This is a genomic window from Variovorax sp. GW821-FHT10B04 (assembly GCF_059415645.1).
Genome location: NZ_JBWKNQ010000003.1, coordinates 495,021 through 514,877, shown reverse-complemented (window position 1 = coordinate 514,877; position 19,857 = coordinate 495,021). Strand labels below are relative to the sequence as shown.

Below are 19,857 nucleotides of genomic sequence, written 5' to 3'. Positions count from 1 at the left end.
AGTCAGAAAGCAAAAGAAAGGTCTTGCCGCGGCCGTTGCAGCCGGGCGGGAGCGGCAGCTACACCAGGCGCGCGGCCTGGAGTTCCTTCTTGAGGTACGCGTAGAACAGCGGCGCGGCGACCAAGCCGGCCGGGCCGAACACGGCCTCGGCCACGAACATCACGGCCAGCAGTTCCCAGACGGCCATCTGTGTGCGGCTGCCGACCACCTTGGCGTTGATCACGTACTCGGCCTTGTGGATCAGGATCAGAAAGGCGAGGCACACGGCCGCCGCCACCGGCGACACCGACAGGCCGACCATCGTGATCACCGTGTTGCACAGAAGGTTGCCGACGATCGGCACGAGCCCGGCGACGAAAGTGAGCGTGATCAGCGCCGGCGTGTACGGGAGTTGCAGATGCCACAGCGGCAGCAGGAAGAGCAGGAAGATCGCCGTGAGGAACGCGTTGAAGGCTGCGATCCAGAACTGCGCCGCCACGATTTGCGCGAAAGCCTCGCCGAACGTCGTGATGCGCCGGCGCAATTGTTCGGTCAGCGGACGCGTCGACTCCGACGGGCGCGCCGCGGCGGCCAGCGCACCGACCAGCAGGCCCACATAGGCGAACAGCAGCGCACCGAGCCACGCCCGGCCGGTCAGCGCCAGCATGCCGGCCTGGGTGCGCAGATAGCCGGCGACCATGCGCTGCACTTCGGCGGAGCCCTCGGGCAGGTACATCGCGACCTCGGGCGGCAGCTTGAGCCGAAGTTCGAGGATCGTGCGGGCGATGTAGTCGAGAAGCTCCTGGTACTGACCGGGCGCGCTGATCACGAAGGCGCGCGTGTCGGAGAAGAGGGCGGTGAGCAAAACGAGGGGCGCCAGCATCACCACGGCAGCCGCCAGACCGCGTGCCAGGCCCGATGAAGTCAGCGGAACCGGCGCTTGCGCCGATGGCTGCTTGCGCACGCGGCGCAATCCGGCGTCGAAGGTGCGTGCGGCCCAGCGTGTCGCCATGAAGCCGACGCAGGCGCAGAGCAATCCGGGCAACAGCCCCTGCAGCATCACCAGCAGCAGCCCGCCGGCGATCAGCAGGTAACTGGCGATGACCAGGGTTCGCGTGGAAACCGACGTCGTGGGGGCGCTCACCGTTTGCGCTCGTTCGCTTTCAGCTCACCACGACGGCGGCGCCTTCGCCGCGCGCGGCGATCGCGCCGATCTCGAAAACGGTTTCACCCGACGCGCGCAGCGTGGCCGCGCAGGCTGCGGCTTCGGCGGCGTCGATCACGACGACCATGCCGATGCCGTTGTTGAAGGTCCGGTTCATCTCGATATCGTCGATGCCGGCAACCTTCTGGAGCCAGGCGAACAGCTCGGTCTGCGGCCAGCTGCCCTTCTTCAGGTGGGCAGCGGTGCCGTCGGGCAGCACACGGGGAATGTTCTCGAGCAGGCCGCCACCGGTGATGTGCGCGAGCGCCTTGATGGGGTGCTTGGCGAGTGCGTCGAGCACCGGTTTCACGTAGAGGTGCGTCGGTTCCATCACCGCTTCGCGGAACGGCTTGCCGTCGAGCGTGGCCGGCAGATCGGCGCCGGCGCGCTCGATGACCTTGCGCACCAGGCTGAATCCGTTGGAATGCACGCCGGCCGAAGCCAGGCCGAGCACCACGTCGCCGGGCTTCACGTCCTGACCGGTGAGGATCTTCGATTTCTCGACCGCGCCGACGGCGAAGCCGGCCAGGTCGTATTCGCCGGCGGGATACATGCCGGGCATCTCGGCCGTTTCGCCACCGATCAGTGCGCAGCCCGACAGCTCGCAACCACGGGCGATGCCGCCGACCACGGCCGCAGCGGTGTCGACGTCGAGCTTGCCGCAGGCGAAGTAATCGAGGAAGAACAGCGGCTCGGCGCCCTGAACCAGCACGTCGTTGACGCTCATGGCGACCAGGTCGATGCCGACCGTGTCGTGCATGTTCCATTCGAAAGCCAGCTTGAGCTTGGTGCCGACGCCGTCGGTGCCGCTCACCAGCACCGGTTCCTTGTAGCGCTTGGGCACTTCGAACAGCGCGCCGAAACCGCCGATGCCGGCCAGCACGCCTTCGCGCATCGTCTTCTTGGCGAGCGGCTTGATGCGGTCGACCAGCGCGTCGCCGGCATCGATGTCGACGCCGGCGTCCTTGTAGCTGAGCGGAGTGGTGGAGTTGGAGTTCATGGGCTGGCGGGGCTGGACAGACGGGGGAAGGATGGCGCTTCGGCGACCGAAGTGGCCGGGCCGATAGAATTCGCCACGATTTTAAGGGCCGTCGGGCCCTGCGCCATGAACCCCCCTTTTGTGTCATCTCCCGCGTCGTCCGCGGCCCTGCGCCAGCCATTGGCCTCATTGCCCGAGGCATGAAGCAGCTCGCGCTCGACATCGGCCTCGCCACCGGCCCCACGCTCGCAGGCTTTTTCGCCGGACCGAACGAACCCGCGCTCCGGCATCTGAGCCTGTGGGTCGGTGAGGCGCACGGGGCGGCGCTGCGGTCGCCGGTGCCCACCTACCTGTGGGGCGAGGGCGCGAGCGGCAAGACGCATCTGCTGGAGGCCGTCGGCGGCGCGCTGAGCGCACAGGGCAACCGCGTCGGCTGGCTGCATGCAGGTGTGATGGATCCGCCCGAGTTCGACGAGCGCTGGGTCGCCGTGCTGATGGACGACGTGCATCTGTACACCGCCGTCCAGCAGCACGCCGCCTTCAACTGGTTCGTCAACGCCCAGAGCCTGCAGCGCGGCGTGGTCGCGGCAGGTGCATTGCCGCCGGCCGATCTGCAACTGCGCGAGGACCTGCGCACCCGGCTCGGCTGGGGTCATGTCTTCCATCTGCAGGTGCTCAGCGAACCCGAACGTCGCGCCGTGCTGCGCCAGGCGGCCGACGCACGCGGCGTGATGCTTTCCGACGACGTGCTCGACTACATGCTCCATCGGTTCAGCCGTGACCTCGGCAGCCTGATGGAACTGCTCAACCAGCTCGACGGCTATGCGCTGCAGACGAAGCGCGCGGTCACGATCCCGCTGATCCGATCGATGCTCGAAAATGAATGAGGCGCGCCAGCGCCACCACCGAACCCAATGATCAAGACCTTCATCGACAAGCTGCTCGGCAAATCGGCCGGCTCCGCCAGCAGCGCGAAATCGCGCTTCGGCAAGCGCAACGAAGTGCCCGCGAGCGTGCACGGCATCGACCCGGCGCTCGTCGACGAGCGCGCGAGGAACGTCGTCACGACGCTGCAGGAAGCGGGCTACGAAGCCTATGTGGTCGGCGGCGCGGTGCGCGACCTGCTGCTGGGCCTGCGTCCGAAGGATTTCGACGTGGCCACCAACGCCACGCCCGAGCAGGTCAAGAGCCTGTTCCGACGGGCCTTCATCATCGGCCGGCGTTTTCGCATCGTGCACGTCGTCTACGGGCGGGGCCGCGAACACGAAGTGATCGAGGTCTCGACCTTCCGCGCCTACATGGACAACGCGGCTGCCGAGCAGGTCAAGGGCAACGAGCGCACCAGCAAGGGCGAACTCGCCGGCATGACGCATGCGGTCGATTCGACCGGCCGTGTGCTGCGCGACAACGTCTGGGGCCCGCAGGAAGAAGACGCCGCACGCCGCGATTTCAGCGTCAACGCGATGTACTACGACCCGGCCAGCCAGATCGTGGTCGACTATCACAACGGCATCAAGGACGCCAAGAAGCTGGTGCTGCGCATGATCGGCGACCCGGTCACGCGCTACCGCGAAGACCCGGTGCGCATCATCCGTGCAATCCGCTTTTCCGCGAAGCTGGCTGCGCTCGGCTTCGAGCTCGAGGCCAAGACCGCCGCGCCGCTGATCGAGTCGAGCCGCCTGCTGGCCGACGTGCCGCAGAGCCGGTTGTTCGACGAGATGCTCAAGCTGCTGCAGACCGGTCATGCCATCGCGACCATTGCACAACTGCGCAAGCTGGGCCTGGCGAAGGGCATCTATCCGCTGCTGGACGTCGTCGTCGAGCGCGCGGACCAGCCTTTCGTGAAGGCTGCGCTGCAGGACACCGATCGCCGCGTCGACGAAGGCAAGCCGGTGGCGCCGAGCTTCCTGCTGGCCTGCGTGCTGTGGGCCGACGTGCGTGACGGTTGGGCGCAGCGCATCGAGGGGCGCCATGGCCAGCGCGGCCAGCCGCCGTTTCCGGCCCTGCAGGATGCCATCGACGACGTCTTCAATTCACGCATCGGCGACGTGTCGGGCCGCGGCAAGCTCGCCGCCGACATGCGCGAGATCTGGATGATGCAGCCGCGCTTCGACAAGCGCACCGGCTCCACGCCGTACAGCCTGGTCGAACAGGCCCGTTTCCGCGCGGCCTTCGACTTCATGCGGCTGCGCGCGGACGTCGGCGAGATCGGCGAGGCCATCGCCGAGTGGTGGCAGGAATTCAGCGTGGCTGACGATGCGCGTCGGCAGGATCTGCTGGACCAGGTGCGCGACGAACTCAAGACGCAGACACGCACCCGCGTGCGGGTGCGTGCGCCGGCGGCGCCTGCCGATGCGCCGAAGCCGGCCGCCGAAGATGCCGCATACGCGGAATCGGACGATGCCGACGATGCGCAAGCGGTGCCGCCGGACGGCGAAGCCGCGGCCGCGCCGCGCAAGCGCCGTCGCCGCCGCAAGCCCCGCCCTGAAGGCGGCAGCGCGCCGGACGCATGACGATCGCCTTTGTCGCGATCGGCGGCAACCTGGGTGATGCGCGCGCCACCGTGCTGCGCGCGATGGACGATCTGGCAAGCCTGCCCCGGACCCGTGTGCTCGTCCGTTCGTCGCTGTACCGCAGCGCACCGGTCGACGCGACCGGCCCCGATTTCATCAATGCGGTCGTCGCCGTCGACACGGCGCTCGCACCGCACGATCTGCTGGGCGCGCTGCAGCGGCTCGAGCTGGATGCTGGCCGTGAGCGGCCCTATCGCAACGCGCCGCGCACGCTCGATCTCGATCTGCTGCTGCATGGCGACGAGGTGCTCGACACGCCGACGCTGACACTGCCGCACCCGCGCATGGCGCAGCGGGCGTTCGTGCTGCTGCCGCTGGCGGAGATCGCGCCCGAGCGCGTCGCGCCGACGGCGCTTGCCCAGGTCGTCGATCAGCCCATCGAGCGGCTGTAGAGGGTGCCGCGGCCGCGCCCCTTACACTCCCGCCTGTCACGAAATCGTCATCACGACGACACACGCATCGTTTAAGGAGCGAACGTCATGTTCGGCAAGTTGCTGCCCCGAGAGGGCAATTTTTTTGAGATGTTCAACCAGCACGCCGAGCGCATCGTCGAGGCGGCGCGTGCTTTCGAGCATCTGGTGGCCAACTACAACGACGTGCATCTGCGTGAGCAGTACAACCGCGACGTCGACAACGCCGAGCGCGCAGCCGACCGCGTGACGCACGACGTCAACAGGCTGCTGCACAAGACCTTCATCACGCCGATCGATCGCGAGCAGATCCACAAGCTCATCAACACGATGGACGACGTGGCCGACCTGATCCAGGATTCGGCTGAAACCATGGCGCTCTACGACGTGCGCCACATGACGGACGAGATCAAGCGGCTGACCACGCTCAGCGTGAAATGCTGCGAACGCGTCAAGGACGCGGTCAAGTTCCTGTCCAAGATCGCCGAGCCGGCGGTGGCCGAAGCGACGCTGAAGACCTGCGAGGAGATCGACCGGCTCGAGTCCGACGCCGACCGCGTCATGCGCAGCGCGATGAGCAAGCTGTTCCGCGAGGAGCCGGACGTGCGCGAGGTGATCAAGCTCAAGGCGATCTACGAACTGCTCGAAACCATCACCGACAAGTGCGAGGACGTCGCCAACGTGATCGAGGGCATCGTCCTCGAGAACTCCTGATCGCGGGGCTTCATGGCAACGGTTCAGGTGGCCCTGTGGGTCGTGGCGCTTCTGGTGGTGCTGGCGATCCTGTTCGACTTCATGAACGGCTTTCACGACGCGGCGAATTCCATCGCCACCGTCGTATCGACCGGCGTGCTCAAGCCGGCGCAGGCCGTGGTGTTCGCGGCTTTCTTCAATCTCGTCGCGATCTTCGTGTTCCACCTGAGCGTGGCTGCGACCGTGGGCAAGGGCATCGTGCATCCCGGCATCGTCGATGTGCACGTGGTGTTCGGCGCGCTGATCGGCGCGATCAGCTGGAATCTCGTGACGTGGTACTACGGCATTCCCAGCAGCTCCTCGCACGCGCTGATCGGCGGCATCGTCGGTTCCGTGATCGCGAAGGCAGGCTCGGGTGCGCTGGTGGCTGCCGGCATCTGGAAGACGGTGGCGTTCATCTTCGTGTCGCCGCTGCTGGGTTTCCTGCTCGGTTCTTTCATGATGATCATCGTGGCCTGGGTGTTCCATCGGGCCACGCCGTCGCGCGTCGATCGCTGGTTCCGGCGGCTGCAGCTGGCTTCTGCCGGCGCCTACAGCCTGGGGCACGGCGGTAACGATGCGCAAAAGACCATCGGCATCATCTGGATGCTGTTGATCGCGACCGGCCATGCCAACGCCGATGCACCGCCGACCTGGACCATCGTGGCCTGCTACACGGCGATCGCATTGGGCACGATGTTTGGCGGATGGCGCATCGTGAAGACGATGGGTCAGAAGATCACCAAGCTCAAGCCGGTGGGTGGCTTCTGCGCGGAGACCGGTGGCGCGCTGACGCTGTTCCTGGCGACGGCACTGGGCATTCCGGTGTCGACGACGCACACCATCACCGGCGCGATCGTCGGTGTGGGTTCGGTACAGCGCGCCAGCGCCGTTCGCTGGGGTGTGGCGGGCACGATCGTCTGGGCCTGGATCTTCACGATCCCCGCGTCGGCTTTCGTGGCGGCGATCGCCTACTGGGTCAGCCTGCAGATCTTCTAGCGCTCGCGGTGCGCCCGCCCGTGGGAGGTCAATGCGGCAGGAACAGCCGGCGAAAGCCGTGCGGGCTCAGCAGGTTGCCTGGATTGCTGGTTTCGTTCAATACGCCGCTCAGGCGCCGCAGCAGTGCCGGGTTTTTCCTCGCACGCCAGATGACCAGGTCGATCAGCCACGGATGGCGGCCGATGGTGTTGGCGCGCCGGTACATGTCGAAACGCGGCTGTAGCGTGCGCAGGCCGGCCTGGTAGCGTGCCTGGACGGCATCGTCGCTGTCGGTCGGCGCATGCAACGCTTCGGCCGCCAGGATGCCTGTCTCCATGGCTTTGCCGATGCCTTCGCCGCTCACCAGGTAGGTGCTGCCGGCCGCTTCGCCGGCCACCAGCAGCCCGGGGCGTGTGTGCTTTGCGCCCTCCAGCGAGCAGCGCAGCGGTGCGCCTTTCCAGGGTCCGAGCGGCACGCCGTCCGCGAGCAGCTCGCGGGCTGGCGCATGAATGCGGACGAACTCTTCCATCACCTGGTGCAGGTTCGGGTTTGCTTCGCCTTTGGCGCGGCTGCCCCGGCGTGCATCCGCGGTGTGCTTGAAAGTGCCGACACCGATGTTGAATACACCGTCCGGGCCAGGAAAGATCCAGCCGTAGCCATGAGCGAACGCACGGTTCCAGACCAGTTCGAGCGTGTCGATGCGTCCGACCATGGCCGGGTTGCGGACGTAGCCGCGCAGTGCGACGCCGCTGGGGCCGGTGCGGGTCGACATGCCTGCCGCCATCAGCGCCTGAGGCCTGGCACCGGTGGCGAGGACCGTCCAGCGGGCGCGCAGGACGTGTGCCGTTTCGCCGTGCTGAAGTCGCGCTCCGGTGACGCGTGTCTCGCCGCTTTCCGTCTGCTCCTCGAGCGGAGCCATGAACTGAACCGGGGCGAACATGCGTGCGCCAGCGGCCGCGGCGGCGCGGCAAAGGATCATGTCCAGTTCCTTGCGCGGCAGCACGGCGAGTGTTCCGGGTATGTCGACGAAGCCGCCGCGCGGGCCGTTGCATCGCGCCATGCCGACGTGACGGGCGCGCGCCATCACCTCGTCCAGCACACCGAGTTTGCGCAGCGCGCGGTGCGCATCGGGAATCAATCCGTCGCCGCAGACCTTGTCGCGGGGGAAGGCTTGTTGGTCCACCAGCACGACATCGAGACCCGCTCGCGCAAGCGTCAATGCCGCTGCGCTACCGGCCGGGCCGGCGCCCACAACGAGAACATCGCAGGCTGTCGGCAGTTCTGCGATGTGGCGGTTCACTGCGAAATCTTCCGGCCCTCTTCGACCTGGTGCTCGAAGTAACGCTGGAAGCTGAAGGCGATGCTGGCCATCAGAACAGCGCTGCCGATCAGCAGCGAGAAAACCACCGCGCCGATCGTGAGCCAGCCCGTACGCCCTGGCGCCACGTCCTCGGCGGCACCGGCGTTGAAGCGCGCGTTCCATTTCTCCGTTGCCATCAGCCCGTAGACGATGGCGGTCAGCGCGCAGCCTGCGATCGTGAAGCCGATCAGCGGAATGAGCAGCCAGCTCCAGCCGTCGTCGAGGCCGTACAGGCGTGCGCGTTCGATGCCATAGAGGCCGAGCGCCGTCGGTATCGGCATCAGCCAGCCCAGCGTGTCTCCGAGGCCATGCAGATAGAAACGATGCAGGCCCAGCGGCCCGCCGATGAAGGCCAGCCAGGCGGCGAGAGTCTTGTTTTTCATGGCATCTTCATTCGGGCGCGGTCGTGCTCCCGGCACCCAGCGACTTTTCCATCATCACGACGTCCAGCCACTTGCCGAACTTCCAGCCGCAATCCTTCAATACGCCGACGTGCGTGAAGCCCTGCGCACGATGCACGCCGATCGAGCCGGCGTTTGCCGAATCGCCGATGACCGCGATCAGCTTGCGAATGCCGGCTTCCTCCGCGGCCTGCGAGAGTGCCGCGAGCAACTGGGCGCCCAGGCCCTTGCCACGCGCCTTGTCGGCCATGTAGATCGAGTCCTCGGCCGAGAAGCGGTAGGCCGGACGCGGCTTGAACCAGGTGCAGTACGCATAGCCGAGGACTTCGCCGCCGCTCTCTGCGACGAGGTAGGGCAGCTTCTTGGCCAGCACATCGGCGCGGCGAGCCGCCATATCCGCGGTTGTCGGCGGTTCGGTCTCGAAAGTGCCTGTGCCATTCAACACATGATGCGCATAGATGGCGGCAATCGCAGCGACGTCTTCGTCGCGGCTGGGACGGATGGTTGTGGTCATTCTGATACGCGGACGGGGTTTTGGGATGGTTCGAAAAGCGCGAAAAGATGGGGCTGGGAACGCACGGGCTATAATCGTGGGCTTTTCAGCGTGTCGCTGGCCGGGTGGCCATGTCGCGTGTCTCGGCGCTGGAAGAACATTGTGGGCGACCCTTTCGGGTTTGCTGCACCACCCGAAGGATAAATCATGGTCGTCATTCGACTCTCCCGCGGCGGCTCCAAAGGCCGTCCGTTCTTCAACATCGTCGTGTCGGACAAGCGCGTTCGCCGCGATGGCCGCTTCATCGAACGCCTGGGTTTCTACAACCCGACCGCCAAGGAAAGCGAAGAAGGCATCCGCATTGCTCAGGACCGCCTGACCTACTGGAAGAGCGTCGGCGCGCAAGCATCGCCGACGGTGGCTCGCCTGATCAAGCAGGCTGCTGCTGCAGCGCCCAAGGCTGCGGCCTGACGCACGCTTCGGCGATGTTGCCTGGGCTCGAAGTCGCCGAATTGCCGGCTGACGCCATCGAAGTAGGCCGCATCGCCGATGCCTGGGGCATCAAGGGCTGGTTCAAGGTCCTGCCCCACAGCGCCCAGCCCGAGGCGCTTTTCTCGTCCAAGCGCTGGCTCATACAGCCTTCGGGCGCCAAAGGGATGAGTGCATTCCGGCTCGCGATCAGCGAAGCCAAGGAACATTCCGATCTCATCGTTGCAACGTCGCCCGACGTGCCCGACCGCAATGCGGCCGAGGCGTTGCGTGGCGCGCGCGTGTTCGTGCCGCGATCGAGCTTTCCGACGGCTGGCGACGAAGAGTATTACTGGGTCGATTTGATCGGCCTGTCGGTCGTCAATCGCGAGGGCGTTGTTCTGGGGGCGGTGCGCGAGCTGCTGGCCACCGGGCCGCAGACGACGCTGGTGCTTGCCTCCGAAGAGGACGGCAAGCCGATCGAGCGCATGGTGCCCTTCGTGTCGGCCTTCATCGACAAGGTCGATCTGGCGGCGCGAACGATCCTGGTCGACTGGCAGCCCGACTACTGAGCGCCGCGGATGCGCTTCGACATCCTCACCCTGTTTCCCGAAATGTTCGTGCCTTTTCTGGGCAGCGGCGTGACGCGTCGCGCCTATGAATCGGGTCAGGTCGAAGTCGTATTCTGGAATCCGCGTGACTTTGCCGAAGGCAACTACCGGCGCGTGGACGATCGTCCTTTCGGTGGCGGTCCGGGCATGGTCATGATGGCGCAGCCGATGTCCGACTGCCTCGATGCTGCGTTGGCGGCGCGCGGGGCGTCGGCGCCGGTCGTGCTGTTCTCTCCCATTGGTGCGACTCTCAAGCATGTGGCGGTCGAGCAGTGGGCCGCCAGTGAGGGCGCCGTGCTCGTTTGCGGCCGATATGAGGGCATCGACCAGCGCTTCATCGATGCACGCGTCACCCATCAGATCAGCCTGGGTGATTTCGTGCTTTCGGGTGGTGAGGTTGCCGCGATGGTCTTGCTCGATGCCGTGGCTCGCCTGCAGCCGGGCGTGCTGGGCGACGAGGCCAGCCATGTGCAGGACAGCTTCAACACCGCGCTCGATGGCATGCTCGACTGCCCGCACTACACGCGGCCCGAGCAATGGCAAGGGCAGGGCGTGCCCGCGCAATTGATGTCGGGCCACCATGCACAGATCGAGCGTTGGCGTCGCGATCAGCGGTTGGCCGTGACGGCTGCGTATCGTCCCGATTTGATCGAAGCGGCACGTTCGGGCGGCCGCCTCGATGCAAAAGACGAGCGCGCGCTGCAAAAAAAGCTATAATCTTCGGCTCCCCGATCCTCTGCCCGCCGCGGACTCCACGGACGTCAACAAGCTGGTGTACATGCTGCAATTGCAGCACTCGCGCTATGCCTCTGTCTGCATCCGATGCCTTCTGCCTTTTGTGTAGCGTGTGCATGATCGAATTCAGGACATCATGAATCTCATCCAAACCCTCGAGCAGGAAGAAATCGCCCGTCTCGGCAAAACCATCCCCGCCTTCATGCCTGGCGACACCGTGATCGTCAGCGTGAACGTTGTCGAAGGCAGCCGCAAGCGTCTGCAAGCTTACGAAGGTGTCGTGATCGCCAAGCGCAATCGCGGCCTGAACAGTGGTTTCACCGTTCGCAAGATCTCGAGCGGCGAAGGCGTGGAACGTACGTTCCAGACCTACAGCCCGCTGATCGCATCGATCGAAGTCAAGCGCCGCGGCGATGTGCGCCGCGCCAAGCTGTACTACCTCCGCGAACGCAGCGGCCGTTCGGCACGCATCAAGGAAAAGCTGCCGGGCAAGGCTCCGACGGCAGCCGCCGCCAAGTAAGGCGATACGCTCCCGTGCTTGCAAAAGGCCGCCATTCAGGGCGGCCTTTTTGTTTTGGCGCCATGCCGTATCGCCAAACAATTTGTTGCCGGGTTCGTGTGCACCGCGGGCTTGATTTTTGCGTTTCGTTCCGAGTACCTTGTTGACTTTCCACAATCTTCCCGTGCAGCCCACTGCGTCAGTCGAACCGATCAACGCCGTCTCTTCGGTGCCAGTGGTCAATCCGCGTGAAGTGCCGGTGGTGCGGGTGGATAGCGAGCTGCCTGCCGTGGCGCCATCCATGCTGACGGCGTCGGCATTGCGTGCGCGCTTCGCCAATCCACCGATCTGGACCCCGGAGCTGCGACGTGAGCCGGCCTTGGGCAACCGCGCACCGGCACAGGCCGCAGTGCTGATTCCTGTCGTGCAACGCGCCAAGCCGACTGTCCTGTTGACCGAGCGTGCCAGCCAGATGTCCACGCATTCGGGGCAAATCGCGTTTCCCGGCGGACGTGTCGACCCGGAAGACGCCAACGTGGCTGCGGCGGCGTTGCGCGAAGCCTGGGAAGAAGTCGGCCTGTCGGCAGGTTTCATCGAGGTGCTCGGCAGTCTGCCGACGTACACCACCGTGACCTCCTTCATCGTCACACCGGTGGTGGCGCTGGTCGAGCCTGGCTTCGAACTCACGCTGAGTCCCGGTGAAGTGGCCGATGCCTTCGAGGTGCCGTTGGCTTTTTTGATGGATCCGGCGAACCATCGGCGCCATGCCATGGTGGGTGATGGCATGAGTGCACGGCAGTGGTATTCGATGCCCTACCAGGACGGTCCGAACGAACGATTCGTTTGGGGCGCGACGGCCGGAATGCTGCGCAACCTGTACCGTTTTCTGAGCGCTTGATGCGCGCCTCCCGCGCGGCGGGGCCGGGTACCGAATCGCTATCATCGACCGATGAGCTTTTTTGCCATTCTGTGCGCGCTGCTGATCGAGCAGGCGAGGCCGCTGGCGCACCACAATCCGGCCTACGCGGCGATGCTCGGCTGGACGCGCTGGACCAGCCGTAACTTCGATGCAGGCAAGTCGCATCACGGCTGGGTTGCGTGGGGGCTCTCGGTGTTTGCACCTACGTTGATGGCCATTGGCGTGCATTGGCTGCTGGCGCTCACGCTCGGCCTTCCGTTCGCAGTGCTCTGGAGCATTGCCGTGCTGTACGTCACGCTGGGCTTCCGGCAGTTCAGCCATCACTTCACTGGCATCCGCGATGCATTGGATGAAGGGGACGAAGCGCTGGCCCGATCGCTGCTGGCGCACTGGAAGCATGCAGATGCCGCAAACCTGCCGCGCAGTGAAATCGTTCGCCATGTGATCGAGCATTCCGTCATTGCCGCGCACCGCCATGTCTTCGGCGTGCTTGCATGGTTCTCCATCCTGGCGGCGCTGGGCCTCGGGCCCGCGGGCGCAGTTTTCTACCGCATGAGCGAATTCGTCGCCCGATATTGGGCCTACAAGGAGGGTGCCGCGGTCCAGCCCTCCAGCGCGTGGGTGCGCCATGCAGCCGAACGTGCCTGGAGGGTGATCGACTGGTTGCCTGCACGTATCACGGCCCTCGGCTTTGCCGTTGTCGGCAGTTTCGAGGATGCGATCGACTGCTGGCGCAATGATGCCAAGCGCTTCCCGAATGCCAATGACGGCGTGATTCTGGCTGCCACCTCCGGGGCGGTGAACGTGCGGTTGGGCGGCGGTCTATTGCGACCGGTACCTGCAGGCGAACCCTATTCGAATACGCTGTCGGGCGACCCGCTGCTCGAAGGCCCCAGTCAGTCCGGCAGCACGCCGGGTCGTGAGCCCGAGCCGGCTCATCTGCGCAGCGTGGTCGGCCTGGTCTGGCGCTCGGTCGTGATGTGGATGGTGCTGCTCGCGCTTTTGACGCTCGCGCGTCTGCTGGGTTGAACGTCGTGGCATCGGTACCTGCTTTCTGGAGCCCTCGCGTCGCGGCGCTCGAGCCCTACGTGCCCGGCGAACAACCGCGCATTGCCAACCTCGTCAAGCTCAACACCAACGAGAACCCGTATCCGCCGTCACCGCGGGCAGTCGATGCCATCAGGCAGGCGGCCGGCGATGGGTTGGCCTTGTATCCCGATCCGGAGTCGCTCGCGTTGCGCGATGCCTTCGCGTCCCGACACGGCCTGACCAGCGCCGAGGTGTTTGTTGGCAATGGCTCGGACGAAGTGCTCGCGCACGCGTTCTTCGCTTTTTTCCAGCAGGCGCAGCCGCTGCTGTTCCCCGATATCACCTACAGCTTCTACCGGGTCTACGCGCTGCTGTATGGCATCGATTGCGAGTTGCAGCCGGTCGACGAGGCGTTGCGCATCGACTTTGGGGCGCTGGCGTTACGCGCTGCCCAGGGCTGTGCCGGCATCGTGATCGCAAATCCGAACGCGCCAACCGGCATAGGTGTTCCGCTGACGCAGATCGAGGCACTGCTGCGCGCCTGTCCGGACCGTGTGGTGCTGGTGGACGAAGCCTATGTGGATTTCGGTGCCCAGAGTGCGCTGTCGTTGATCGAGCGCCATCCGAACCTTCTGGTGGTACAGACGCTTTCCAAGTCACGGTCATTGGCCGGCCTGCGGGTCGGATTTGCCTGCGGGCAGCCGCATCTGATCGAGGCGCTTTCGCGGGTCAAGAACAGCTTCAATTCCTATCCGCTCGATCGCCTGGCCGAAGTGGGTGCCGTTGCGGCTCTCGACGACGAGGAATGGTTCACCAAGACCCGCGATGCCGTGGTCGACACGCGTGAAGGACTCGTTCTGCAACTCGAGGACCTGGGCTTCGAATTGCTACCTTCGCAGGCGAACTTCGTGTTCGCACGCCATCCGGAGTTGGACGCCGCCGAATTGGCGGCCGCCTTGCGTGAGCGCGCGGTGCTCGTGCGGCACTTTCGTCAGCCGCGCATCTCGCAATACCTGCGCATCAGCATTGGCACGCGCGACCAGTGCGGCACGCTCGTGGCGGCATTGCAGGCGATCCTGCTGGCGCGTCAGTAGCGCGCGGCGTGCAGCCGCTTCACCAGTCTCAGTAGCGGCTCTGGCTCAATTCGGCGAAGAGCTCGCCATAGATGCGATAACGGGTCGCGCTGATCGCACCTGGGTGCGTCGGCGTTTCGACCTGCGCGATCACGCCGCAGCCCGGTTCATGCAGGTGAGTGCAGTTGTAGAACTTGCAGTCGCTCGCGTGTTCGGCGATGTCCGGCATCAGGTGCGCGAGTTGCATGGGTTCGATGTGGTGCAGTCCGAATTCCTGGAAGCCTGGTGAGTCGATCAGCGCCGTCTTTCTGTCGGCGTCCACCCAGTAGAAGGTCGTGCTGGTCGTCGTGTGCTTGCCGGAATTGAGTGCCTGCGAAATCTCGCCCGTCAGTGCGCTGGCGCCGGGCACCAGCAGGTTGATCAGCGTGCTTTTGCCGGCGCCCGAGGGGCCGAGAACCAGCGTGGTCTTGCCGTCCAGCAGCTTCAGCAGCGCAGCCCGATCCACCTCACCCGATGCGGTGAGCGACAGCGGCAGCACGCCGTGATGCATTCGCCGATAGGGTGCGAGCCGGCTCCAGGCACGTTCGAAGGGCACGACCAGATCGCTCTTGTTGAGCGCAATGATCGGTGTGATGCGTTCCGCCTGCGCCGCGATCAGCGCGCGTGCCAATTGATGCTCGGAAAACTCCGGCTCGGCGGCGATCAGGATCAATACGTGATCCAGGTTGGCGGCGAAGGACTTGGTGCGGATCTCGTCCTGTCGGTAGAAGAGATTCCGGCGTTCGACGACTTGCTCGATCGTGCCTTCGTCCTCGGTGGCCTGCCACTTCACGCGGTCGCCCACGACTGCCTGGCTCTTCTTGCCACGAGGATGGCAGATCAGCCGTTCGCCGCTCGGCGTCTCGACCATGCAATGTCGCCCGTGGCTGGCCACGACGAGCCCATCGTGGAGTGCCGATGCCGCCGTCCCAGCGGCGCCACGGGACTTAGCCAACAGCGGTGCCTCTGTGCGTCATGCGGTGGCCAGCAGCGCGTTGGCCTGGGCTGCGCATTCGAGGTCGGTGCGCGAAATGCCGCTCACGTCGTGCGTGTTGAAGCGCACGACGCAGCGGTTGTAATGGACGCTCAGATCCGGATGGTGGTCCTGGCGATGCGCAATCAAGGCGAGCGCGTTCACGAACGCGATGGTCTCGAAGTAATTGGCGAAGGTGAAGGTCTTCTCGATGGCCACGTTGGCATCGTCGCCGGTGAGGGTCCAGCCGTCGAGCCGCGCGAGGCCGCTGACGATTTCCGTGGCGCTGAGCGCGCGGCGGGTTTCGGTCTTCCAGTCTTTGATCGTGAACATGCTTGTCATGGCGAATCGTCGTCGTCAGGTCGTCGACATCCGCGCGAGACGCTCGGAAGCCGGTGGATGGGAATAGTAGAACTGAACAAACACAGGATCGGGCGTGAGCGTCGACGCGTTGTCCTGATAGAGCTTCAGCAATGCCGCCGACAGAGCGGCGCCACTGGTCTGGGCGACTGCATAGGCATCGGCCTCGAATTCGTGCTTGCGCGACAGCGATGCGGGCAGCGGTGCCACGAAAAATCCGAACACCGGTACCGCACTCATGAAGAGCAGCAGGGCGAGTGCGTCGTTGGGTGCACCCATGTTCGGCTGCACGCCCAGCCCGGTGTAGAACCAGGCCTGCATGGACAGCCAACCCAGCAGCGCAAAACCTGCAAGGCTTAGCGCAAACATCGCAATCATGCGCTTGAGGATGTGGCGGTGCTTGAAGTGCCCGAGCTCGTGCGCCAGCACGGCTTCGACCTCACCCGCCGTCAGCTGGCGCAGCAGCGTGTCGTAGAACACCACACGCTTGCTCGCGCCAAAGCCCGTGAAATAGGCGTTGGCATGTGCACTGCGCTTGCTGCCGTCCATCACGAACAATCCCTTGGCGGCGAAGCCGCAGCGCTGCATCAGGGCGGTCACGCGTGTTTTCAGCCCGGCATCGTCGAGCGGCTTGAACTTGTTGAACAGCGGTGCGATGAAGGTCGGGTACACCATCATCAACAGCAGGTTGAAGCCCATCCACACGGCCCACGCCCAGAACCACCAGAGCGTGCCCGCCGCGCCCATGAGCCAGAGAATCAAGGCGGCGATCGGCAGTCCGATGAGGGCGCCGACCAGCGTGCCCTTGAGCATGTCTGCGAGCCAGAGCCCGAACGTCATCTTGTTGAAGCCGAAACGCTCTTCCAGGCGGAAGGTTTGCCACAGCGTGAATGGCAGGTCGAGGATGCCGCCGATCAGGGCGAAGCCCGCCAGCAGCGCGAGCTGTTGCACCAGGCCGCCACCGAGCCATCCGAGCAGCGCCTTGTTCAGCAGATCGAGTCCGCCGAGCAGCGTCCAGCCGAGCAGGACGGCGGTGCCGAATGCCATCTCGATCAGACCGAAGCGGAGCTTGGCGACCGTGTAGTCGGCCGCCTTCTGATGCGCCGCCAGCGTGATGACCTGCGCGAAGGCCGCCGGAACGGCGTCGCGGTGCCGCGCCACGTGCCGGATCTGGCGCGACGCGAGCCAGAACTTCACGAACAGGCCGAGCAGCAGCGCGGCGGCAAAGAGGGAGGTGAAGAGCAGGGAGTCGGACATCGGGCGCGAGTTTAGCCCTGCCGTCAACGCCGCGCGGCAACCCGGCCGGGGCTGAGGCCATCGACGACAATCGGCACATGTCCGAATCCATCGAATCTTCTGTCCCCGCCACGCTCAAGAAGAGCGACCTGAACCTCGTCTGGCTCGATTGCGAGATGAGCGGCCTCGATCCCGAGAAAGAGCGCTTGCTCGAGATCGCGGTGGTCATCACCGGCCCCGACCTCACGCCGCGCATCGACGGCCCCGTGCTCGTGATCCACCAGAGCGACGAAGTGCTCGACGGCATGGACGCCTGGAACAAGGGCACGCACGGCCGAAGCGGACTGATCGACAAGGTCAAGGCGTCGACCCTCGACGAGGCCGCGGCGGAAAAATTGCTGCTGGAATTCATCTCGCGCTATATCCCGAAGCAGGGATCGCCGATGTGCGGCAACACGATCGGGCAGGACCGGCGTTTCCTGGTGAAGTACATGCCCAAGCTCGAAGCGTACTTCCACTATCGCAATCTCGACGTCAGCACGCTGAAGGAGCTCGCCAAGCGCTGGAAGCCGGCGGCCTACAGCAGCTTCAAGAAGCAGCAGGCGCACACCGCGCTGGCGGACGTCCATGAGTCGATCGAAGAGCTTGCCCACTACCGTTCGACATTTCTTCGCCTCGAAGATTAGGTAAAAACCCCAGGACGTGCAATAATTGAGGGCTCGCTGCAAAACGCAGCGTTCCTTGCATCTCCCTATCTTGCACACCGCGCCCGACGAAACGGGCCGCAGCCAAGGCGAAAGCGCCGGATTCATCCGGACAGTCTTGCTGAATGTCGTTGGATGGTTGATGTTTTTAACCACCCGACGGGGCGCCGCCAACGGCAGCGCTCGCGTATGAGACTATCTCTATGACCGACGCTTATGAAGCGCAGGGCGATTTCGCGCCTGTGCAATCCGATGAATTCGCCGTGGCCGGCGATTCCTTTGCCACCATCGACGCACCTGCAGCCGAACTGCAAGATGCCGCCGAGGAGGCTCCCAAGTTGCCGAACGGCTTTGTGCGCCTGGGCCTCGCTGCCGAGCTGGTGGCCGCTGTAGCCGATCTTGGCTTCGAACAGCCGACGACCGTGCAAGACAAGGTCATCCCGTTGGCCCTCGGTAGCACTGAAGAGGGCGATGCCCGCTTCATCGACCTGATGGTGTCCAGCCAGACCGGTAGCGGCAAGACAGCGGCTTTCCTGCTGCCCGTGCTGCACACTTTGCTCAAGCAGGAAGCCGAAGCCGAGGCAATCGCCAAGGCCGAGTTCCAGCGCCTGTCCGCCGAAGCCGCAGCCCGTGGGGAAGCGCCTCCCAAGAAGGCCAAGCGCAAGGATCCGACCAATGCGCGCAACTTCAAGGCGGCCACGCCTGGCGCCCTGATCCTGTGCCCGACGCGCGAACTCGCGCAGCAGGTGGCGCACGACGCCATCGACCTCGTGCGCCATTGCCGTGGCCTGCGCGTTGCCAGCGTGGTGGGCGGCATGCCCTACCAGTTGCAGATCGCGAAGCTGCAGAACGCCAATCTCGTGGTCGCCACGCCAGGCCGTTTGCTCGACCTTCAGCGCTCGATGCAGATCAAGCTGGATCAGGTCCAGTTCCTCGTCGTCGACGAGGCCGACCGGATGCTCGACCTCGGCTTCTCCGACGATCTGGCTGAAGTCAATCAACTGACCATCGGCCGCAAGCAGACCATGATGTTCAGCGCGACCTTCGCGCCGCGCATCCAGCAGCTCGCCACGCGCGTGATGCGTCAGCCGCAGAAGGTGCAGATCGATTCGCCTCAGGAAAAGCACGCAAACATCAAGCAGGTGCTGTTCTGGGCGGACAACACCCAGCACAAGCGCAAGATGCTTGATCACTGGCTGCGTGACACGACGATCAATCAGGCCATCGTGTTCGCCAGCACGCAGGTCGAATGCGACGGCCTCGCCAATGACCTGCAACAGGACGGTTTCAGCGCCGTCGCGCTGCACGGCGCGCTCAGCCAGGGCCTGCGCAACCGCCGCCTGATGGCGCTGCGCCAAGGCCAGGTGCAGATCCTGGTGGCAACCGACGTGGCTGCGCGCGGCATCGACGTGCCGACCATCACCCACGTCTTCAACTTCGGCCTGCCGATGAAGGCCGAGGACTATACGCACCGCATCGGCCGTACCGGCCGTGCTGGCCGCGACGGTATCGCTGTGACCTTTGCTGAGTTCCGCGATCGTCGCAAGATCATGGACATCGAGCATTACAGCCACCAGCAGTTCAAGTCCGAAACCATTCCGGGTCTCGAGCCGCAACAGCGCATGCCGCAATCGCGTCCGCAAGGCGACTTCGGTGGTCGCGGCCGTGGAGAGGGTCACTCGCGTGACCGCAAATTCGGCGGCGGTGCCGGCCATCGCGGCGGCAATGCAGGTGGTTACGGCGGTGGTCCGAGCAACTATGCGGGTGCCAGCGGCTTCAACGATCGCGCAGCGCGTGCGCCGGCGGGTGCAGGCCCTCGCCCGGGTGGTCATGGCGGCGGTTTTGGTGGTCGCGACGATGCAGGCGGTGCGGGTGGCTACGGTCGCAAGCCGGGCTGGGGCGAGGGTGCGCCGCGCGGTGCATCGGCTGGTGCCGGCGCAGGTCGTGGCGATGGTTTCGCTCCTCGCGGCAACGCGGGTGGCGGCAAGGTGTTCGTTCCTCGCGATGCACAGAAGCGTGCATTCAAGCCGTCGCGCTGAGATCAGATTCCGTGCGGTAGATGCCGCATGAAAAAGCCCGCCTTCTGTGATGGAAGAGCGGGC

General features: G+C 65.1%; 22 protein-coding genes. 14 read left to right on the top strand and 8 right to left on the bottom strand.

Annotated elements, in window-relative coordinates:
• Positions 1 to 58: 58 nt before the first annotated feature.
• Both AC07PZ_RS10630 and purM read right to left on the bottom strand, forming a co-directional pair.
• On the bottom strand, positions 59 to 1,123 hold the full coding sequence (locus AC07PZ_RS10630) for an AI-2E family transporter (protein WP_495295015.1): 1,065 nt from the start codon (positions 1,121 to 1,123) through the stop codon (positions 59 to 61).
• Between the two features lie 19 nt (positions 1,124 to 1,142).
• Positions 1,143 to 2,183 (bottom strand): phosphoribosylformylglycinamidine cyclo-ligase, encoded by a 1,041-nt coding sequence (gene purM / locus AC07PZ_RS10625; RefSeq protein ID WP_495295014.1) that lies wholly within the window; start codon positions 2,181 to 2,183, stop codon positions 1,143 to 1,145.
• A gap of 179 nt (positions 2,184 to 2,362) precedes the next feature.
• Here purM and hda point away from each other — a divergent pair, with 179 nt between their 5' ends.
• The 5 genes from hda (at position 2,363) to AC07PZ_RS10600 (ending at position 6,876) form a co-directional block, all read left to right on the top strand.
• A complete protein-coding gene (gene hda / locus AC07PZ_RS10620) occupies positions 2,363 to 3,049 on the top strand; it encodes a DnaA regulatory inactivator Hda (protein WP_495295013.1) in 687 nt (228 codons plus the stop codon).
• Between the two features lie 27 nt (positions 3,050 to 3,076).
• Positions 3,077 to 4,675, top strand: a complete 1,599-nt coding sequence (gene pcnB / locus AC07PZ_RS10615) for a polynucleotide adenylyltransferase PcnB (protein WP_495295012.1) — start codon at positions 3,077 to 3,079, stop codon at positions 4,673 to 4,675.
• Positions 4,672 to 5,127: a 2-amino-4-hydroxy-6-hydroxymethyldihydropteridine diphosphokinase gene (gene folK, locus AC07PZ_RS10610; protein ID WP_495295011.1), complete on the top strand. Its 456-nt coding sequence runs from the start codon at positions 4,672 to 4,674 to the stop codon at positions 5,125 to 5,127. Before pcnB ends, folK begins: the two co-directional genes overlap by 4 nt.
• Before the next feature lie 87 nt (positions 5,128 to 5,214).
• Positions 5,215 to 5,859 carry a DUF47 domain-containing protein gene (locus AC07PZ_RS10605; protein ID WP_495295010.1) on the top strand — a complete coding sequence of 215 codons (645 nt, stop codon included), beginning with the start codon at positions 5,215 to 5,217 and terminating at the stop codon, positions 5,857 to 5,859.
• Between the two features lie 12 nt (positions 5,860 to 5,871).
• A complete protein-coding gene (locus AC07PZ_RS10600; RefSeq protein WP_495295009.1) occupies positions 5,872 to 6,876 on the top strand; it encodes an inorganic phosphate transporter in 1,005 nt (334 codons plus the stop codon).
• Positions 6,877 to 6,904: 28 nt separating this feature from the next.
• Here the strand turns inward: AC07PZ_RS10600 and AC07PZ_RS10595 are convergent, their stop codons facing one another.
• The 3 genes from AC07PZ_RS10595 to AC07PZ_RS10585 are packed head-to-tail and all read right to left on the bottom strand — an operon-like array spanning position 6,905 to position 9,130.
• Entirely contained in the window at positions 6,905 to 8,155 is a 1,251-nt protein-coding gene (locus AC07PZ_RS10595; protein ID WP_495295008.1) for an NAD(P)/FAD-dependent oxidoreductase, read from the bottom strand.
• Positions 8,152 to 8,598: a TM2 domain-containing protein gene (locus tag AC07PZ_RS10590; RefSeq protein ID WP_495295007.1), complete on the bottom strand. Its 447-nt coding sequence runs from the start codon at positions 8,596 to 8,598 to the stop codon at positions 8,152 to 8,154. Before AC07PZ_RS10590 ends, AC07PZ_RS10595 begins: the two co-directional genes overlap by 4 nt.
• A 7-nt stretch (positions 8,599 to 8,605) precedes the next feature.
• Entirely contained in the window at positions 8,606 to 9,130 is a 525-nt protein-coding gene (locus AC07PZ_RS10585) for a GNAT family N-acetyltransferase (RefSeq protein WP_495295006.1), read from the bottom strand.
• Positions 9,131 to 9,316: 186 nt separating this feature from the next.
• Here AC07PZ_RS10585 and rpsP point away from each other — a divergent pair, with 186 nt between their 5' ends.
• From rpsP to hisC, 7 genes are all read left to right on the top strand, one after another.
• Positions 9,317 to 9,580: a 30S ribosomal protein S16 gene (gene rpsP, locus AC07PZ_RS10580; protein WP_495295005.1), complete on the top strand. Its 264-nt coding sequence runs from the start codon at positions 9,317 to 9,319 to the stop codon at positions 9,578 to 9,580.
• 14 nt (positions 9,581 to 9,594) lie between these two features.
• Positions 9,595 to 10,149 carry a ribosome maturation factor RimM gene (gene rimM / locus AC07PZ_RS10575; RefSeq protein WP_495295004.1) on the top strand — a complete coding sequence of 185 codons (555 nt, stop codon included), beginning with the start codon at positions 9,595 to 9,597 and terminating at the stop codon, positions 10,147 to 10,149.
• A 9-nt stretch (positions 10,150 to 10,158) separates the two neighbouring features.
• The gene (trmD, locus tag AC07PZ_RS10570) at positions 10,159 to 10,905 is read left to right on the top strand and encodes a tRNA (guanosine(37)-N1)-methyltransferase TrmD (protein ID WP_495295003.1); all 747 of its coding nucleotides are present in this window, start codon (positions 10,159 to 10,161) and stop codon (positions 10,903 to 10,905) included.
• A 154-nt stretch (positions 10,906 to 11,059) separates the two neighbouring features.
• On the top strand, positions 11,060 to 11,443 hold the full coding sequence (gene rplS / locus AC07PZ_RS10565) for a 50S ribosomal protein L19 (protein ID WP_495295002.1): 384 nt from the start codon (positions 11,060 to 11,062) through the stop codon (positions 11,441 to 11,443).
• 118 nt (positions 11,444 to 11,561) lie between these two features.
• Positions 11,562 to 12,320 carry a CoA pyrophosphatase gene (locus tag AC07PZ_RS10560; RefSeq protein ID WP_495295001.1) on the top strand — a complete coding sequence of 253 codons (759 nt, stop codon included), beginning with the start codon at positions 11,562 to 11,564 and terminating at the stop codon, positions 12,318 to 12,320.
• A gap of 51 nt (positions 12,321 to 12,371) precedes the next feature.
• Positions 12,372 to 13,370 carry a CobD/CbiB family protein gene (locus AC07PZ_RS10555; protein ID WP_495295000.1) on the top strand — a complete coding sequence of 333 codons (999 nt, stop codon included), beginning with the start codon at positions 12,372 to 12,374 and terminating at the stop codon, positions 13,368 to 13,370.
• 5 nt (positions 13,371 to 13,375) lie between these two features.
• Positions 13,376 to 14,464, top strand: a complete 1,089-nt coding sequence (hisC, locus tag AC07PZ_RS10550) for a histidinol-phosphate transaminase (protein WP_495294999.1) — start codon at positions 13,376 to 13,378, stop codon at positions 14,462 to 14,464.
• Positions 14,465 to 14,492: 28 nt separating this feature from the next.
• On the opposite strand, the gene rsgA is transcribed toward hisC, so the two are convergent.
• The 3 genes from rsgA to AC07PZ_RS10535 form a co-directional block, all read right to left on the bottom strand.
• Complete coding sequence (gene rsgA / locus AC07PZ_RS10545) at positions 14,493 to 15,353, bottom strand: ribosome small subunit-dependent GTPase A (protein WP_495295171.1); 861 nt, start codon at positions 15,351 to 15,353, stop codon at positions 14,493 to 14,495.
• A gap of 102 nt (positions 15,354 to 15,455) precedes the next feature.
• Entirely contained in the window at positions 15,456 to 15,797 is a 342-nt protein-coding gene (locus tag AC07PZ_RS10540) for a 4a-hydroxytetrahydrobiopterin dehydratase (RefSeq protein ID WP_495294998.1), read from the bottom strand.
• Between the two features lie 15 nt (positions 15,798 to 15,812).
• Positions 15,813 to 17,072 carry a M48 family metallopeptidase gene (locus AC07PZ_RS10535; protein ID WP_495294997.1) on the bottom strand — a complete coding sequence of 420 codons (1,260 nt, stop codon included), beginning with the start codon at positions 17,070 to 17,072 and terminating at the stop codon, positions 15,813 to 15,815.
• Positions 17,073 to 17,149: 77 nt separating this feature from the next.
• On the opposite strand from AC07PZ_RS10535, the gene orn reads away from it, so the two are divergent.
• The gene (gene orn / locus AC07PZ_RS10530; RefSeq protein ID WP_495294996.1) at positions 17,150 to 17,737 is read left to right on the top strand and encodes an oligoribonuclease; all 588 of its coding nucleotides are present in this window, start codon (positions 17,150 to 17,152) and stop codon (positions 17,735 to 17,737) included.
• A gap of 221 nt (positions 17,738 to 17,958) precedes the next feature.
• Entirely contained in the window at positions 17,959 to 19,794 is a 1,836-nt protein-coding gene (locus tag AC07PZ_RS10525; protein ID WP_495294995.1) for a DEAD/DEAH box helicase, read from the top strand.
• Positions 19,795 to 19,857: the final 63 nt, after the last annotated feature.